Here is a 15,572-nt window from a genome sequence, read left to right on the forward strand (position 1 = left end):
AAACCGTGCTAAGATTTTACTGCTTAAGAATCATATCGACGGAATTCTACCTGCTGAATCTTTTTGCTGAGTACCTTTTGATCAAGCAAAGGCGCCGATTCTACCACAACATTATGTGAGGAAATCCCCCATGCTTTGAAATCATCACTTCCGATATATTTTACAAAGTTGTAAATATTAAGGGTGATCTTCTCTTTTACATTAAGTAAAGTATCATTAATGTAGGTATTATCAATAATCACATATTTCAAATCCGGTGGAACATTATAATGTCGTAATGAAGGGTGACTGCTTCGTGAAGGAATACTTCCCTCTTCCATCATGTCCTCTAAAACCTGGTCAAAATAATCATTGATTCTACGATCTACTTTAAATCCAAGCATAAAATTAATACGGTAAATAGTTCCGGGCATAATTTCATCAATGGTATATTTAAAGCTGTAAGGATCTTCCTGATTGGTAATTTTGAGAATGAAATAATGATCTGCTCTTTTGGGTTGTTTGCGTAAAATGGAGTAAATAATTTTTGCTTCTACCTCATCCTGTCTTTTTGCACGACTCAAAAAAGCAAGATTTGTCGCATATTTCGGAATGGTCTCATCCAGTTTAAGCTCTTTAATTACCGGAACATATTTATCTAACTTCACAAATTTCAAGAACTTTGCTTTGATGAGTCTCCCATTGTACCAAGCGTACATACAAACTGCTATAAACCCTCCCAATACCATTGTTAACCAACCTCCGTCGAAAAATTTAATAACATTTGCATAGAAAAAGCCCAATTCAATAAAAAGATAAACTGCAATAAATCCAAATGCAAAAACTCGAGTTGCTTTATTTCTACTGAGCCAGAAAAAGAGAAGTACCGTCGTCATTAACATCGTGATCGTTATGGTTAAACCATACGCAGCTTCCATTGCTTCCGATTTCTGAAAATAGATCACCACGATAAAACACAAAAACATCAAACCCCAATTGATTCTTGGAATATACATTTGACCTTTAATCCCTGATGGATAATCAATTTGTTGATTGGGCCAAAAGGTAGTAGACATCGCTTCCGAAAACATGGTAAATGAACCTGTAATAACCGACTGACTTGCAATAATCGCTGCAGCAGTTGCTAATATAACTCCTGGCAAAATAGCCCATTCCGGCATGATGCCAAAAATTGGATTGATACCTTCTGAAACCTTTAATGGATTGTCCAAAAGCCAGGCACCCTGACCTAAATAATTCAGAATCAACATGGTTTTTACAAAAATCCAGCTCATCTGTATATTCCTTTTTCCGCAATGCCCCAAGTCAGAATAAAGTGCCTCTGCTCCAGTAGTACAAAGGAATACCGCCCCCATTATGACAATGGCACTAGGCGAGTGAGTTATTAAATTATAAGCGTAATAGGGATTAAATGCTTTTAAAATTTCGACATGATCAACAATATGTATCGATCCAAATATTCCTAACGTTAAAAACCAAACCACCATGACCGGTCCAAAAAGTTTCCCAATAGAGGCTGTCCCAAATTGTTGAACGATAAAAACGATTGCTAAAATAATAAGAGTTATGCCTACAACTGGAGTATGGGGTGAGAATATTTTTAAGCCTTCTACAGCAGACATTACGGTTAAAGAGGGGGTAATAATGCTATCTGCAACTAAAGTTGAAGCTCCAATAATGGCAATCACATAGAGCCACTTCTTCTTTAATTTTTTTACGAGCGAGTACAAAGAAAGAATTCCACCTTCTCCGTTATTATCAGCTCGCAAAGCGATAATTACATACTTTACGGTAGTTTGCAAAGTTAGTGTCCAGATGATGCAGGATAGTGCTCCTTCTATATATTCATCAAACGGTAAATTTCCCGTTCCATGTCGTGCATTCACAATTGCCTTCATGACATAAAGCGGTGAAGTTCCAATATCTCCAAAGACAATTCCCAAGGAGACCAAAACCCCAATTGCGGTGAGCTTTTTCGTATCGAAATGTGATGAAACAGTTTGTGACATGAATTGTAAAAAATTTCGTCAAAGATATATTATTATGCTCGTGTTCTTATAACTATTTATAAATGAAAAAACTCTCTTTCGAGAGTTTTTATCTATTAAGCTTTAATGTAAAGTGCTTTTTTGATTTCTTCTTTTACGTTCTCTAATTTTGGAAACCAGTCTGCAAAAAGTGGTGCAGAATAAGGTGCTGGAGCATCTGGAGTGGTAATTCTTTTAATTGGAGCATCTAAAAAATCAAACGCTTTTTGTTGAACCATATATGCAATCTCAGTTGCGATTGAACCAAGTGGCCAAGCTTCTTCTAAAATAACAAGTCTATTGGTTTTCTTTACTGATGCCAAGATCGTATCATAATCCAAAGGACGAACCGTTCTTAAATCAATAACTTCTACAGAAATTCCTTCTTTTTCCAAATCTTCTGCTGCCTGGATCGCCAATTTCATAATTTTACCGAAAGAAACCAAAGTAACGTCCTTACCTTCTTTTTTAATATCGGCTTTTCCTATTGGAAGGTAATATTCTTCTTCTGGAATTTCCATTTTGTCACCATACATTTGTTCAGACTCCATGAATATTACAGGATCGTTATCTTGAATTGCTGATTTTAATAATCCTTTTGCATCATATGGATTTGATGGGACCACTACTTTTAAACCAGGGATATTTGCAAACCACGACTCTAAAGCCTGTGAATGCGTAGCTCCTAACTGACCTGCAGAGGCTGTTGGGCCACGGAAAACAATAGGGCAATTCCATTGCCCACCACTCATTTGGCGAATTTTTGCTGCATTATTAATAATCTGGTCGATTCCAACCATACAGAAATTAAAAGTCATATACTCTACAATCGGACGATTACCATTCATAGCTGATCCTACTGCAATTCCGGTAAATCCCAGTTCTGCAATGGGAGTATCAATAACTCTTTTAGCACCGAATTCATCAAGCATTCCTTTAGAAGCTTTATAAGCACCATTATATTCTGCAACTTCTTCACCCATTAAATAAATGGCTTGATCTTTTCGCATTTCTTCGCTCATTGCTTGCGCAATCACTTCTCTAAAAGTATATTCCTTCATAATCTGTTAAAAAATTAAAGTACAAAAGTAAAGATTTTTTCGCAAATCACAGTAATTTGGTCCAGTAAAAAAGCACCTCAATTAAGGTGCTTTCTGTTTATATTTATGTAAAATATTATTTTACGGCATTCCAAGTTTGCGTTCTTCCAATTAAAGAAAATCCAACATAACCTCTTACATTCAGTTTATCACCATCACGGGTGATGTTACATTTGTAAGTTTTTCCAGTTTTAGGATCTGTAATCGTTCCACCTGTAAATTCAGAACCTTCTTTTTTCATGCCTCGGATCACTTCCATTCCTAAGATCGGCTTATTTTTACGATCATCTTTACAATCTGTGCAATTAGCATTGGCAGGTTTAATCAAAAGCTGAACGACTTTACCGTAGTACTTACCATCTGATTTTTTGCTAATTTCTACAATTGATTTTGCCTGTCCAGTTTCGTCGTCAATGGTTTTCCATTTTCCTTCGATTTGAGCATTAGACAAAGTTGCCATAAGTAAAGCAGCGAAAGAGAAAAGTATTTTTTTCATTTTATAATATTTTTTAATTATTGATTGGATAAAAGTAATTAAAAAAAGTTAAATCACAATTATTTAACTATTCATGTCATAATTCATACCACTTTCGCATTTTTGCAAAAACAGTCTAAAGGATGGAGATCTCTAATTAAGCATTCTATTGATGACCCGGTTCATATAATCCTGATACCAAGCTTTGCATTTCAGCATCCCTTTTTCTACTTCTGAACTATTCAGTTTGCCAATAAGATTCTTCTCTAATGATTTATCTAAAATATCGTAAATCCCAGTAATGTCTTTTCCATTAAATAGATAAATATAATTTCCAATAATAAACTGTTCATTGATAGAATCAGAATTAACGATCATGTAATCTTCCTTTTTATCAGAAACCAAACTCCTACCCCAACTTCTAATTTTTTTATTGTACCCCATTAAATCTGCTAAAGTGGGATAAATATCCATTTGTTGAGCAGGTTCTTTAATTTCTCCCTTCAACTGATATTTAGGATTAGCCGAATAAAACATAATTGGAATTGCAGCTCTATTGATCGCCTTTTCATATTCCGGATAGGCTGTTTGATTGGTGTGATCAGCTACGAAAACAAATATTGTATTATTAAACCACGGCATTTTTTTAGCAGTTTCAAAAAATTCTTTCAAAGCAAAATCTGTATAACCGATTGGTTCATGAATTTCCAGCGGACCTTTTTTAAATTTCCCTTGGTATTTTTCAGGAATTTTAAAAGGATGGTGTGATGAGACTGAAAACAAAGTAGCCATAAATGGACTTTTTTTCTTGTTTAAAGTATTTGCAAAATACTGAAAGAAAGGTTCATCCCAAATGCCCCACATCCCATCGAAATCCGCATCGTTGTTATATTCCGTCTTTCCGTAATAATTTTTGAAGCCAAGGATATTTCCAAATCCTAAAAAGCCCATTGATCCATTTGGTGCACCATGAAAAAACGATGTATCATAACCCATGTCATTCGATACTGAAACGATTGACTGAATGTTCTGATTAGAAAAAGGAGAACTTGTAAAGGCATCTTTTAAACTCGGTATTCCTGCTAAAACAGAGCTCATCCCATGAATCGATTGTCTTCCATTGGCAAAGGCATTGGTTGCTATTAAACTATGAGCGGCCAAACTATCAAAGAATGGCGTGTAGGAAACAAAGTTTTTAATATTGGTTTCTTTATTAAAAGCACCCGAATATTCTTTACTAAAACTTTCAAGAATAAAAATCACAACATTGGGTTTCGGTTTAACTTCTTCACGAATATATAATTTGTACGGATGAATATTTTCATCAATAAATTTTTCATCTACAAAATGAACTTCCTCAAAATTATTGGTATTAATGGTTCTAAAAAAAGAGAAAACGCTGTTGAGTACAACATTAGCTTGTACCGGTTTTGTAATATGGCGGTTGGCATCCACCAAATTAATCGGGCGCGTTGAATGTTTAAAATCACCACGAATTCCACCCACAACAAGTAAAGCCGTTAAGCATAACGTTACCACCGAAAAGATAAAATAAGGAACTAATTTTATGGGTTTATGAATTTTTACCTTAACTTTTTTATACAGAAAAATCCACAGTATCATCAATGCAATAAACCAAACGATGACGAGCGGATGTTCTATTACTGAAACGGTAAAAACTTTACCTATATTACTTTCATGCTGGGCAACATTAATAGCAGCACTTGTTAAACGTGCTTGCGAAAATCTAAAGTACACGAAATCCCCGAAATTCATCGCGTAGGCAACTCCATTGGTAATAAAATAGATAAAAAATAAAATCTTTTGATAGATCTTCTTTGTATTAATAATTACCGGAATAATACTTAGCAATATAAACAAGGCATTTACATATAGAATTGCAGTGGTATCAAAAGCAAATCCACGATAGGCCAAATTCAGATATTCACTAATGCCATCAACCGGAATCAAATTTTTATTAAAAAACCAAAAGAGCAGTCGGGCGATCTGGTAAAAAATGTACGCCAAAAATAAACGATAAATTAAAACGAAAATTTCTTGAAATCTAAATTCTTTCATCAAAGGTTCTGTAAAATGATGATGCAAATTTACATTATTTTACTTTTTTAACGAGAAAGTAACTTTAACTCCAAAAAAGGAAATGCAAATTTTAATAAAAACCTTACTTTTGTTTTTGTTAAACATCAAAATGAAAGTTTTCCATTACAATATGGATTTTTGATGCTTCACAGGAAATTTAAAATGTAGAAATGAATTTTATTAAATACAATTTGGCCAATGCCTTTACGCTGGCGAATTTATTTTCGGGGAGCATAGGTGTTATTCATTTAATAACAGGTAATTATCGAATTACCGCCTTCTGTATCATTCTGTCGCTGATTCTAGATTTTTTCGATGGTTTTGTTGCACGTGCCATGAAATCAAATTCTGAACTAGGCACTCAATTAGATTCTCTCGCAGATATGGTAAGTTTCGGCCTTATACCTGGATTGGCGCTATTCAAGGCTTTGGAGCCGTTTGGCAACCAACTCTTTTCATTAGAACTACCGTTTGAAATTAAATATATAGGACTTTTCGTGACATTATTCTCTTGTCTTCGTCTAGCCATATTTAATCTAGATGAAGAGCAAACCTATTATTTTAAAGGATTAAATACACCAGCAAACACCATTTTAATCTTTGGCATGTATTATTCTTTTATGGAGACCGAATTTTTTAAAGTGTTGTTTGAAAATCCAGTACTTTTAATTTTGGTGACCATTATTTCCTCCTGGTTACTGGTAAGTCCCATAAAAATGATTTCATTAAAATTCAAGTCGATGACCATTTCAGATAATTATCCGAAAATCATTTTAGCAGTAGGTGTGATCCTGCTTGTAATTTTACTTAAAACAGTTGGTATTCCTTTGGCAATACTATATTACATATTGGTATCATTGATTTTTCAAAAACATTTATCAAAATAAAAACAAATGGACTAAGAAACTACCTGTCCTCAACAAAAAATAAAAAATGAATTTAAAACTCCATAAACCGCTTTGCGTATTTGATTTAGAAACAACAGGAATTCAGGTCGCAAAGGATCGGATTGTTGAAATCTCTATACTAAAAGTAAACCCCGACTCTTCACGGGAAAGTAAAACATGGCTTGTTAACCCAGAAATGCCTATTCCCGCTGAATCATCTGCAATCCACGGAATTACTGACGAACGAGTAAAGAATGCCCCTAAGTTTAAAGATATTGCTGGAAAAGTACTTGATATGATCGCTGGTTGCGACTTAGGCGGATTTAATTCTAATCGCTTTGATGTTCCTCTTTTAGCAGAAGAACTTCTACGGGCCGGACTTGACTTCGATTTAAGCAAATTCAAATTAGTCGATGCACAGACTATTTTTCACAAAATGGAACCTAGAAACCTTACTGCTGCATATCAATTCTATTGCAAAAAAAACTTAGAAAACGCACACTCCGCAGAAGCAGATGTTCTGGCCACCTTCGAAGTCTTGGATGCACAGGTTGGTCATTATCAAGATTTACCAAACGATATCGCGGGATTAAGTGAAATATCTTCTCATCATAAATTCGCAGACTTGGCAGGGTTTATTGCATATGATAAAGAAGAAAAAGAGATTTTTACTTTCGGGAAATACAAAGGTCAGAAAGTGAAAGAGGTTTTCCAAAAAGATTTAGGTTATTACGGCTGGATCCAAAATGCTGATTTCCCTTTGTACACCAAGAAAGTTTTGACCGGAATTCAGCTGAGAAGTAAATTCTAGAAATGCGCACAATCGCAAAATAAAACCTAACTCTATGCCTGACCTCAAATAGTATAATATAATTCCATTAGAATGAAGATAATTTGTATCGGTAGAAATTACGTACAACATGCTCAAGAACTGGGAAATGAAATCCCTTCTAGTCCGGTCATTTTTATGAAACCAGATACTGCAGTTCTAAAAAAAGGAAGTGATTTCTACATTCCAGAATTTTCCAATGATGTTCATTATGAATTAGAAGTAGTCCTGAAAATTTCTAAAGGGGGAAAATATATCCAGGAAGAAAATGCCAGTAAACATTTTGATGAAATTGGACTGGGAATTGATTTTACCGCGAGGGATTTACAAAGTGAACTTAAATCCAAAGGATTACCCTGGGAACTATCAAAAGCTTTTGACGGAAGCGCAGTAATCTCTGAATTTTACAGTAAAGATGAATTTGATATTAAAAATATGAATTTCTCTTTACTAAAAAATAAAGAGGAGGCTCAAAATGGAAATACCTCACTGATGATTTTCTCACCTGAAAAGATTATTGCTTTTGTTTCTCAATACTTTACCTTACGAGTTGGTGATCTTATTTTTACAGGGACACCTAAAGGGGTTGGCAAAGTAACTGAAAATGATCAACTCGATGCGTTTTTAGAAGACAAAAAGCTCTTTTCACTTAGAATTCAATAAATATTGTATACTATGTTATGAGAATATATTCGTAACTTTAATAACAAATAAAAAAATCATGATAAACATTATTTTACCAGTAGATTTTTCAGAAGCAACGGATAAGTTGCTTGATGGAGCAATTAAATTTGCAAACCAAACAAATGGAAAAATTTGCCTTATTCACGTAGCTCCCACAGATATTGGTTTTGCAATTGGAGATATGGGTTTTCAATATTTTCCAGAAATAGAACAAAATGAAATCAAGCAGGAATTGGTAGAACTCAACACCCTGGAACAGAGAATTATTGCCCAAGGCGTTGATTGCGAACATTTGTTAAAACAAGGGATTGCTGGAGATGTAATTTTGGAGTATGCAAAAGAAAAAGCGGCGGAATATATTGTCATGGGTTCCCACGGCAGAAGTAATATGTACGATGTATTTGTAGGCAGCTTAACTAAAGAATTAACTCGAAAATCTCACGTTCCTGTTTTAGTGATTCCAATTCATTAAATTTCACCAAGCTAAAATAATAAATCCCGAAATTAAATAAATTTCGGGATTTTTATAGTAAAAACGGGTATCAATTATTTACTTCTCTTTCTTGTAAATTCTAGGATCGTAATAAGGATGATGACCTTCTGTAGGAGAGAAATACTCTTTATCCTTATTCCCACTTAATGTTGCAAATAGTACATAGCACCAATAGCAGAATAGAGCTGTTGCAACAAAGAATAAAATCCAATTTAAAAAATTCCCTGCGAAATCAAATAAACCGAAAGACCATTTAAACAGGCCGCTTAAGAATAACCAGAAAGACGTCATTATTTTCCTTTTTTAAATTAACTTTGCACAAATTTATAAAAAATGTTTCGATTACTTTCTAAAGAAAGCAATATTTTTTCAATTCCTGTTTACATTGGCATTCTTCTTTTAATTGTAATAAGCTTTAACTTTCTAGAATACAATACTTTAGATTTAATTTCAGCTGCTATTACTTTTGCAGGAGTAGCCCTTGGATATTTCTGTTTTCATGCAATTGCTCTCACTTATCAAACTCATCTACCATTATTTTTATACACCGTGTTCGTTTTTGCACTTTATCCTGGTGATCTGGATATTGGCATCGCTGTATCACTTTTCACCAATTCGATCATACTTCTTTTGTTAACTAATGATGATGTATCGGTACGCAATACATCTTACATTTTAGTAGGTTCAATTTTGGCTTTTAATTTTATCTTTCTACCAACCACCTGGCCCATGGCTATATTCGTAATTTTTCACATCATAGGGACTTCGGATAAGATTGGGCTTCATATTTTCAGATTATTTTTTGGAATATCCCTCATTGCACTCTCTTACTTTACGCTTGCATTTTTTTTCCACCTTGAGTCGTGGAATCCCGCATATTTTCCATTCTCAGGTTTTAATAAAATTTCCCATATCGATAATATTCTTTGGCTAATTCCTATTATTTTACTTTTAATACTTTCCTTATACGATCATTTCGTCAACTTTACAAAGAAGAGCCCGACCAGCAGATTTAAGTATACGTTCCTACTGGTTTTTTCATTGGCACAATTGATCACTATTGTAATGTACATGGGAAAGAATTATGAGTATCTGTTACTATTAGCTTTACCCTCCTCTATTATTTTGAGCAGAATGCTGAAATTTTCTAGAAAATACTGGTTCAAGGAAATAGGTTTGTGGGCAATTATTATATTTCTTATTATTTTCAAACTTTCTACCTATTTTAAATTTTATTAAAAGACATGATTCAAATTGACGATAAATTAATTTCAGAAGAGATTTTCTCTGAAGAATTTGTATGTAATCTAAGCAAATGCAAAGGCGCTTGCTGTGTAGCAGGTGATGTAGGCGCACCACTTGACAAAGAAGAAACAGTGATCTTAGACCGTATTTTTGAGCAAGTAAAACCTTACCTGCGGCCAGAAGGTGTGAAAGCACTAGAAGAGCAAGGAACGTGGGCTATTGACCCCAATGATGGCGATTATGTCACACCAATGGTGGAAGGTAAAGAATGTGCCTATGTAATTTTTGATGAGAAAGGAATTACCAAATGCGGTATAGAAAAAGCGTACGAAGATGGTGCTGTGGATTGGCAAAAACCAATTTCATGCCACCTATACCCTATCCGAATTGATGAATATAGAACATTTACCGCTTTCAATTACCACCGTTGGGAAATATGCAGCGATGCCTGTACATTAGGAAGAGAATTGAAAGTTCCCATTTACAAATTCGTAAAAACGCCCCTCATCAGAAAATATGGTGAAGAATTTTACAAGACTCTGTGTGATGCTGCAGATGAGTGGAAAATAGAATATGGTTCCTAAATTATTTTTACCTTTAAATAAAAAATGTCAGAGCATTTCGAACTTTTAGATATTTACAAAGCCATCATTTCCCTGATTGCCGGCCTAATACTTGGTTTTGAAAGAGAAATGAAGGATAAATCTGCGGGTTTAAAAACCATTACGATTATTTGTCTAGGTTCTACCCTTTTTTCCATTTTATCTTACAAATTAGCAGGAACTGGAGATCCGACCAGAATTGCGTCTTATATCGTAAGCGGCATAGGTTTTCTGGGCGCTGGAGTCATCTTCAAAGAAGGATTTAATGTTTATGGATTAACGACAGCCGGAATTATATGGATCGCAGCAGCAATTGGGATGTCCATTGGATTTGGTGAAATCTATATTGCCTTTACTTTCCTTATTGCAGCCCTGATCATCATTTACATTGCCAAACTACTTACCAAAAACATTCTCGCCTACCATCACAATAAGATCTTAAAATTTAAAATTTCCGCCGATAATTTTGCGAAAAAAAATGGAATTGTGCGTGACATCCAGAAAATATCAAAAGTAGCTTATCAAATTGCGCTTGAGAAAAGGGAGGATTTCATTCTCATTACCCTCGATCTTCATGTTACAAACAAACAGATTGAAGAACTTGAAACATATCTTATTGAAAATACAAATATTGATTCTTTTAGTTATTAGAAAATTAAGAATTTGATCAAAATAGAAAAACCGCCTCATTTCTGAAGCGGATTTTTTATGGTTTATCGAAAATTACTTTTTCAATTCTTCCAAAAACTCATCATGAGAGATTTTGGTTTCTTTTTTAGTTGCTTTTTCTAGGATAACGTCTTTCAATTTTGCCATTCCAACTTCAGAAGAGATCTGACGAACCTGATCTTGATCTTTCAACATTTCTGCTGCATACTTCTGTACCTCTTCATCTGGTAAATGGTGAATACCGTACATTGCCAATTGATTACGAACCATTTGCTCTGCCTGTCCTAAAACATCAGCATAATCTAATTTGATCTCGTTGTCATTCATCAATTTTCCTTCAAGGATTTGATATTTCAACTGATTTTTCTCTGCTTCCAGGATCTCTTTTGCCTGTTCTTCACTATTAACCTGCTCATTACTGAACATTAACCATTTAATCAAAAACGTTTCCGGAAGTTTTACTTCTTCTTTCTCGTTGATTTGTTGTAAAATCTTATTTACAAAATGAACATCTGCATTTTGTTGGAAATATTCATCCAATTCAGCTTTCACCTTATCTTTTAATTCTTCTTCCGTTTTAATGGTTCCTTCACCATAAACTTTATCGAATAATTCAGAATTCAATTCAGCTAAATTCAATCCGAAGAAATCTTTTACTTTTACCTCGATTTGATCATGGTGTAAATGCTCAAATTCTTTTTTACTAAAGCTTAATTCTTTCGCTAATTCTTCATTTTTTTCTAAATCTGCTTTAGAAACCTTTACCGACTCATCTTTTTTCAAAGCTTTAACCAATTTGAAAGCTTCTTTTTTAGTTGCCTCAATAGTGATATTCTTTGGTGCATGATTATGCTCACCTTCTGCACCTTCTTCAATCACCTGACTAATTTCTAAAGCGATATGCGTGTCATCACCAATTGCATCCTGTGGAACTTGCTCAGCAAAACGCTTCTGCATGTTTTCGATACTTTGGTTGATTTCTTTTTCAGACGCTTCTACTTTATAATGAGGCGCTTCATATTTTGCTAAATCAATTGTAAATTCTGGTTCGTATCCAACTTCAAAACCAACTGAAAGTTGTTCTGCGTTGTGATCCATTGAATCAACTGGTTGTGGAACCGGCTGACCTACCAATCTCAGTTTATTATCAGTCACATAGTTATTCAATGCTTCTGAAACTTGTTTGTTGATTTCTTCAAAAGCGATTCCCGCTTCATATTGTTTTTTCACCATGCTCAATGGCACTTTTCCTTTTCTAAAACCAGGAACTTGTGCATTTTTTGCATAGTTGATCAATTGTTTTTCAACTTTATCTTTATAATCTGACTTATCTAATGTAACTGTAAGTAACGCACTTACTTCATCATGGTTGGTCGCTGTAACGTTCATTGTAATGTATTGAAAATTTAGGTTGCAAAAATAGGAATTTTTTTTTGATTTTTTTTAAAGGATCAAAAAGTTAACTATCCTTAACTTTATTTGTATTGAATGGATATTAATTAGAAATACTATAAGTGGCCATCGCATCAGTTTCGCCACCGATTATACTGCCAAACTCACTTCCGTTTTGTACTTCACTAACCGACACTGGATCGTGGATTACCGTTAAAACCAATTGTGAGTTTGCTCCGTCTTTTGCTTTGGCAACGGTCCATTTTGTTATTAATCCGACTTTGTTCCCATCACTTCGAGTCGAAGATTCATCGTCCATTCTTTCCAAATTAATACTGGAGTTTTGAAAATCGAACAATATAAAATGTTCATCTTTTGCTTCTTTGATACTTTCAGTTTCATCTTCGTTTCCATTTAAGAAAACTGCATTTACAGTATAGGTTTTTCCGTCGGTCAATATAATTTCTGGATTTGCTGTAGAATTAACCGTGTAATTGTAAGTTCTCACAATTCCGGTGGCGTCGTCTTTTACATTTAAAATTATATTTGAAATATCTTCTTGCGAAAGAACGTCATCATCTTCGTCAGCGCGGCTGCAGCTCACTGCAAAGACAACTATTAATAAAAAGACGATATATTTTAGTTTAATTAAAGATTTCATTTTTAAAGAATTTTAGAAGTTATATTTAATATTAAAAATAATATTTCTGCCCATTTCATACGAGAAAAAGCGCATTCTGTTCAGGTAATCTTTATAATTGGTATCAAAAAGATTGGTCACATTTAAGCCTACCTTAAAATGTTTATTAAAGTCGAAACCAGTCTGTACGCTCCACAAAGTATAAGTCGGCGGCGGCGTAGAAAGATCTAAAGTTTTCTCCACGTCTATTCCATTTTCAAAAATATTAATGGTTGGATTAAATATGGGAAATCTACTTTGATGCAAAAACGTTTGTTGCTGAACTTTGAAATAGAAACTTTTCCATTTTTCATTTTTGAATTGCAGACTATTGGTGAAATTCGTTGGAACCATCATTATTAAAGGTTGATTGTTGGTTTCATCCTGTCCGTTGATATAAGAGAAATTTCCCTGATATTCAAAATGATCATTTAGTTTCAACTGTGCGTCAACATCTAAACCATACATTCGCGCATTAATTTGTTTATAAGACCAAACCGGAAAAACACCACGAATCGTGTTTTGGATTCCAGTCGGAACTTCAGTGATAAAATTCTTGGTAATGAATAAATATGGATTTACGGTAACTCTTAAACCATCAAGAATATCCAGTTTTCCATCGATATTTAAATTGAATTGGTTTCCATCTTCATTTTTCATTCCCATATTTCCAACTTCGATGATCGCGGCCGAATGATGCAATCCATCGGCAAAAAGTTCTGCGATATTTGGCGTTCTTCCAACTTTAGCATAATTCAGTTTCACATCAAAATTTTTCGAAGGCTGATAATCTAATCCAGCATTAAATGAAAAATTCTTGAAGGTTAAATTTGGTTTGGTAAAAACACGATTTCCATCGGTCTTCACATAAAACTGAGAAAACTGGTCGGCGTAAAGATTTTCCCAATCGCTTAGGTCATACCATTTTTTAACTTCATATTTTGCAACATCATATCTTAATCCTGCTTCTGCATTTAATTCTGGTGTCAACTTATATTTAAAAACAGAATAGACACCACCTGAATACTGATCATAATTCGGAACTAATCTTCTCGCCTGGGTTTCTGGCGTGGAATAATTAAACTGATATTTCAGATCAATTCCGGTTTCTAAACTCCAGTATTGACGCTCGATAAAATCATTGATATTGATTTGATTCGTGAACAATTCCAAATCTAAAGACGGAATTTCAGCAAGTTCACCTCTTCTCACATCATATTCTTTTCTATGATTGTATTGAAAGTTATAATCAACAGAAACTTTCCCAAGATTTTCGAATCTTTTAAAAGCCGAGATCTTTGCAATATGATGCTGAACATCCTGTTTCGGATTATTAATCGAGTAGGAAAAATCTCTGTCGTAAATCGGAATATCTGAATTTAAAGCTTTGTAAAAATCTTCTAAATTCCCCAAATCAGATCCTCTATAAATTCCGATCTCAGAGTCAGTCACGCTGTAATCAAAAGAAATTCCCTGTAAGAAAGTATTATTTTGAACAGTGAATCCAAACGAATTATTCTGCAAACCAGTATTCATTAAGTTGTAATTCGGTGTTTTCAAATCACCAAGTTTTTTAAATCCACCTACCGCTTTTATCGCCCAACCATTTTCCCAGGTTTTTAATAAATTAACTCCAAGTCCAACTCCTTGACCATTTGAAATTCCGGCAAGATTGACACTTCCCTGGATGGTATCTTTTCTTTTAAAAATTTGAGATTCCAAAACCACAACGCCTCCAATCGCATCACTTCCGTACTTTAAAGCAGATGCTCCTTTAATGACATCGACATGATCAAATTGATTAACGTCAATATTCGGTGCATGTTCAACGCCCCATTCCTGTTCGGCCATTTTTACGCCATTGTTGATAATAGGAACTCTACTTCCATACAACCCGTGGATGATTGGTTTCGCAATATTATTTCCACTTTTCAAAGCTCCAACACCCGAAATACTGGATAAGATATTACCTAAATTCTCGGTAGAATTTCGGTCGATATCTCCTCTGTCTAATGTTTTTACGATGAGAGAATTCGCATTTTTATGCTTTCCATGGAGCGTAATTGTTTCTATATCAGCAATATGATGCTCGAGATGTATGGTGATTTCCAAATCCTTATCGACAATTAATTCTTCTGTAAAAGCATCGCAATCGGGATGATTTGCGATGAGCGTATATTTTCCTTTTTGTAAAGATTTAAAGCTAAATTTTCCCTCTGCATTGGATTTCTGAGTTGTCTTACCAATAGTAATTGTCGCGTTTTTAATGGGAACTTTATCATGGTAGTCGATTATTTTTCCTTTGATCACAAAGGCATTTTGGGCATTAGCGAATAGCAATCCAAAAAAGATTGCAATGATATTTATAATAAATTTCATTTATAATTATT

At 34.2% G+C, this 15,572-nt stretch carries 15 protein-coding genes; 7 read left to right on the forward strand and 8 right to left on the reverse strand.

Features of this window, described 5'->3' with window-relative positions; all coding sequences use genetic code 11:
• Positions 1-23: 23 nt before the first annotated feature.
• From FNJ88_RS02065 to FNJ88_RS02080, 4 genes are all read right to left on the reverse strand, one after another.
• Positions 24-2,009, reverse strand: coding sequence for a KUP/HAK/KT family potassium transporter (locus FNJ88_RS02065; protein ID WP_143851505.1), 1,986 nt, complete (start codon positions 2,007-2,009; stop codon positions 24-26).
• Between the two features lie 95 nt (positions 2,010-2,104).
• On the reverse strand, positions 2,105-3,088 hold the full coding sequence (locus FNJ88_RS02070) for a pyruvate dehydrogenase complex E1 component subunit beta (RefSeq protein ID WP_143851506.1): 984 nt from the start codon (positions 3,086-3,088) through the stop codon (positions 2,105-2,107).
• A 115-nt stretch (positions 3,089-3,203) separates the two neighbouring features.
• A complete protein-coding gene (locus tag FNJ88_RS02075; RefSeq protein ID WP_143851507.1) occupies positions 3,204-3,623 on the reverse strand; it encodes a DUF2147 domain-containing protein in 420 nt (139 codons plus the stop codon).
• A gap of 132 nt (positions 3,624-3,755) precedes the next feature.
• Entirely contained in the window at positions 3,756-5,681 is a 1,926-nt protein-coding gene (locus tag FNJ88_RS02080; RefSeq protein ID WP_143851508.1) for an LTA synthase family protein, read from the reverse strand.
• A gap of 191 nt (positions 5,682-5,872) precedes the next feature.
• Here FNJ88_RS02080 and FNJ88_RS02085 point away from each other — a divergent pair, with 191 nt between their 5' ends.
• The 4 genes from FNJ88_RS02085 to FNJ88_RS02100 all read left to right on the forward strand — a co-directional run bounded on the left by FNJ88_RS02085 (position 5,873) and on the right by FNJ88_RS02100 (position 8,574).
• A complete protein-coding gene (locus FNJ88_RS02085) occupies positions 5,873-6,589 on the forward strand; it encodes a CDP-alcohol phosphatidyltransferase family protein (protein ID WP_143851509.1) in 717 nt (238 codons plus the stop codon).
• 46 nt (positions 6,590-6,635) lie between these two features.
• The gene (locus FNJ88_RS02090) at positions 6,636-7,400 is read left to right on the forward strand and encodes a 3'-5' exonuclease (protein ID WP_143851510.1); all 765 of its coding nucleotides are present in this window, start codon (positions 6,636-6,638) and stop codon (positions 7,398-7,400) included.
• Between the two features lie 72 nt (positions 7,401-7,472).
• Entirely contained in the window at positions 7,473-8,081 is a 609-nt protein-coding gene (locus tag FNJ88_RS02095) for a fumarylacetoacetate hydrolase family protein (protein ID WP_143851511.1), read from the forward strand.
• 58 nt (positions 8,082-8,139) lie between these two features.
• A complete protein-coding gene (locus FNJ88_RS02100; protein WP_143851512.1) occupies positions 8,140-8,574 on the forward strand; it encodes a universal stress protein in 435 nt (144 codons plus the stop codon).
• A gap of 78 nt (positions 8,575-8,652) precedes the next feature.
• On the opposite strand, the gene FNJ88_RS02105 is transcribed toward FNJ88_RS02100, so the two are convergent.
• A complete protein-coding gene (locus FNJ88_RS02105) occupies positions 8,653-8,886 on the reverse strand; it encodes a hypothetical protein (RefSeq protein WP_143851513.1) in 234 nt (77 codons plus the stop codon).
• 42 nt (positions 8,887-8,928) lie between these two features.
• Here FNJ88_RS02105 and FNJ88_RS02110 point away from each other — a divergent pair, with 42 nt between their 5' ends.
• The 3 genes from FNJ88_RS02110 to FNJ88_RS02120 are packed head-to-tail and all read left to right on the forward strand — an operon-like array spanning position 8,929 to position 11,093.
• Positions 8,929-9,834, forward strand: coding sequence for a DUF6427 family protein (locus tag FNJ88_RS02110; protein ID WP_143851514.1), 906 nt, complete (start codon positions 8,929-8,931; stop codon positions 9,832-9,834).
• 5 nt (positions 9,835-9,839) lie between these two features.
• The gene (locus FNJ88_RS02115; RefSeq protein WP_143851515.1) at positions 9,840-10,424 is read left to right on the forward strand and encodes a DUF3109 family protein; all 585 of its coding nucleotides are present in this window, start codon (positions 9,840-9,842) and stop codon (positions 10,422-10,424) included.
• A 24-nt stretch (positions 10,425-10,448) separates the two neighbouring features.
• Positions 10,449-11,093 carry an MgtC/SapB family protein gene (locus tag FNJ88_RS02120; protein WP_143851516.1) on the forward strand — a complete coding sequence of 215 codons (645 nt, stop codon included), beginning with the start codon at positions 10,449-10,451 and terminating at the stop codon, positions 11,091-11,093.
• A gap of 72 nt (positions 11,094-11,165) precedes the next feature.
• Here FNJ88_RS02120 and FNJ88_RS02125 read toward each other — a convergent pair whose 3' ends face one another.
• The 3 genes from FNJ88_RS02125 to FNJ88_RS02135 form a co-directional block, all read right to left on the reverse strand.
• Positions 11,166-12,500 (reverse strand): trigger factor, encoded by a 1,335-nt coding sequence (locus tag FNJ88_RS02125; RefSeq protein ID WP_143851517.1) that lies wholly within the window; start codon positions 12,498-12,500, stop codon positions 11,166-11,168.
• 106 nt (positions 12,501-12,606) lie between these two features.
• A complete protein-coding gene (locus FNJ88_RS02130; protein ID WP_143851518.1) occupies positions 12,607-13,164 on the reverse strand; it encodes a hypothetical protein in 558 nt (185 codons plus the stop codon).
• A 12-nt stretch (positions 13,165-13,176) separates the two neighbouring features.
• Positions 13,177-15,561 carry a TonB-dependent receptor gene (locus tag FNJ88_RS02135; protein WP_143851519.1) on the reverse strand — a complete coding sequence of 795 codons (2,385 nt, stop codon included), beginning with the start codon at positions 15,559-15,561 and terminating at the stop codon, positions 13,177-13,179.
• Positions 15,562-15,572 lie beyond the last annotated feature (11 nt).

This window comes from Chryseobacterium sp. SNU WT5 (genome assembly GCF_007362475.1).
Lineage (GTDB): Bacteria > Bacteroidota > Bacteroidia > Flavobacteriales > Weeksellaceae > Kaistella.

Excerpts from the sequence above, each read along its gene's own strand:
- FNJ88_RS02065 (WP_143851505.1), bottom strand. The coding sequence starts at position 2,009 with ATGTCACAAACTGTTTCATCACATTTCGATACGAAAAAGCTCACCGCA.
- FNJ88_RS02070 (WP_143851506.1), bottom strand. The coding sequence starts at position 3,088 with ATGAAGGAATATACTTTTAGAGAAGTGATTGCGCAAGCAATGAGCGAA.
- FNJ88_RS02075 (WP_143851507.1), bottom strand. The coding sequence starts at position 3,623 with ATGAAAAAAATACTTTTCTCTTTCGCTGCTTTACTTATGGCAACTTTG.
- FNJ88_RS02080 (WP_143851508.1), bottom strand. The coding sequence starts at position 5,681 with ATGAAAGAATTTAGATTTCAAGAAATTTTCGTTTTAATTTATCGTTTA.
- FNJ88_RS02085 (WP_143851509.1), top strand. The coding sequence starts at position 5,873 with ATGAATTTTATTAAATACAATTTGGCCAATGCCTTTACGCTGGCGAAT.
- FNJ88_RS02090 (WP_143851510.1), top strand. The coding sequence starts at position 6,636 with ATGAATTTAAAACTCCATAAACCGCTTTGCGTATTTGATTTAGAAACA.
- FNJ88_RS02095 (WP_143851511.1), top strand. The coding sequence starts at position 7,473 with ATGAAGATAATTTGTATCGGTAGAAATTACGTACAACATGCTCAAGAA.
- FNJ88_RS02100 (WP_143851512.1), top strand. The coding sequence starts at position 8,140 with ATGATAAACATTATTTTACCAGTAGATTTTTCAGAAGCAACGGATAAG.
- FNJ88_RS02105 (WP_143851513.1), bottom strand. The coding sequence starts at position 8,886 with ATGACGTCTTTCTGGTTATTCTTAAGCGGCCTGTTTAAATGGTCTTTC.
- FNJ88_RS02110 (WP_143851514.1), top strand. The coding sequence starts at position 8,929 with ATGTTTCGATTACTTTCTAAAGAAAGCAATATTTTTTCAATTCCTGTT.
- FNJ88_RS02115 (WP_143851515.1), top strand. The coding sequence starts at position 9,840 with ATGATTCAAATTGACGATAAATTAATTTCAGAAGAGATTTTCTCTGAA.
- FNJ88_RS02120 (WP_143851516.1), top strand. The coding sequence starts at position 10,449 with ATGTCAGAGCATTTCGAACTTTTAGATATTTACAAAGCCATCATTTCC.
- FNJ88_RS02125 (WP_143851517.1), bottom strand. The coding sequence starts at position 12,500 with ATGAACGTTACAGCGACCAACCATGATGAAGTAAGTGCGTTACTTACA.
- FNJ88_RS02130 (WP_143851518.1), bottom strand. The coding sequence starts at position 13,164 with ATGAAATCTTTAATTAAACTAAAATATATCGTCTTTTTATTAATAGTT.
- FNJ88_RS02135 (WP_143851519.1), bottom strand. The coding sequence starts at position 15,561 with ATGAAATTTATTATAAATATCATTGCAATCTTTTTTGGATTGCTATTC.